Here is a 1,046-nt window from a genome sequence, read left to right as displayed (position 1 = left end):
GGATCGTCCCCGCCGCCGTCGCGAGCGGGCGGATCACCGCGGTCCGCACCGCCGACGCGCTCGCCCTGCCGGGGGTGCACACCGTGCTGACCCACGAGAACGCGCCACGGCTCGGGGAACCGGACGACGCCGTCCTCGCCGTCCTCCAGGACGCCCGCGTCCCGCACCGGGGCTGGCCCGTGGCCCTCGTCGTCGCCGAGAGCCTGGAAGCCGCCCGCGCCGGGGCCGAGGCCGTACGCGTCGAGTACGACAGCGCCGGCCACGACACCGTGCTCACCTGGGACCACCCCGGGATGTACACCCCCGAGAAGGCCAACGGCGGCTTCCCCGCGGTGCGTGAACGCGGCGACACCGAGGCCGCCCTCGCCGCCGCGCCCGTCACCGTCGACGCCACCTACACCCTCGGCGGACTGCACAACCACCCCATGGAGCCGCACGCGTCGAGTGCCGACTGGGCCGACGGGCATCTGACCGTCCACGACTCCAGCCAGGGCTCCACCACCGTGCGCGACGGCCTCGCCCAGGTGCTCGGGCTCGGCCCCGACGACATCACCGTCCACTCCGAGCACGTCGGCGGCGGCTTCGGCTCCAAGGGGACCCCGCGCCCCCAGGTCGTCCTGGCCGCCATGGCCGCCCGCCACACCGGGCGACCGGTCCAGGTCTCCGTGCCCCGGCGCCACATGCCCGCGCTCGTGGGGCACCGCGCGCCCACGGTGCAGCGGGTCCGCCTCGGGGCCGACCGCGACGGGGTGCTCCGCGCGGTGTCCCACGAGGTCGCCACACACACCTCCCGGATCAAGGAGTTCGTCGAGCAGGCCGCCGTCCCCGCACGCGTCATGTACGCCTCCCCGCACAGCAGGACCGCGCACCGGGTCGTCGCCCTCGACGTACCCAGCCCCTCCTGGATGCGGGCGCCGGGGGAGTGCCCCGGGATGTACGCCCTGGAGTCGGCCATGGACGAGCTCGCGTGCGCCCTGGGCATCGACCCCGTCGACCTGCGGCTGCGCAACGAACCGGCGCTGTCTCTTATACACATCTCTGATGGC

General features: G+C 75.0%; 1 protein-coding gene. It reads left to right on the top strand.

All coding sequences use genetic code 11. The features are described from left to right. Positions 1 to 1,046, top strand: a 1,046-nt coding sequence (locus tag IH13_RS0122440) for a xanthine dehydrogenase family protein molybdopterin-binding subunit (RefSeq protein ID WP_158791260.1), incomplete at both ends; no start/stop codon positions are given.

The sequence above is a fragment of the Streptomyces sp. NRRL WC-3549 genome (assembly GCF_000721935.1).
GTDB lineage: Bacteria > Actinomycetota > Actinomycetes > Streptomycetales > Streptomycetaceae > Streptomyces.
Note: the sequence above shows the minus strand (reverse complement) of the source record. Positions and strands in the feature narration are given on the sequence as shown.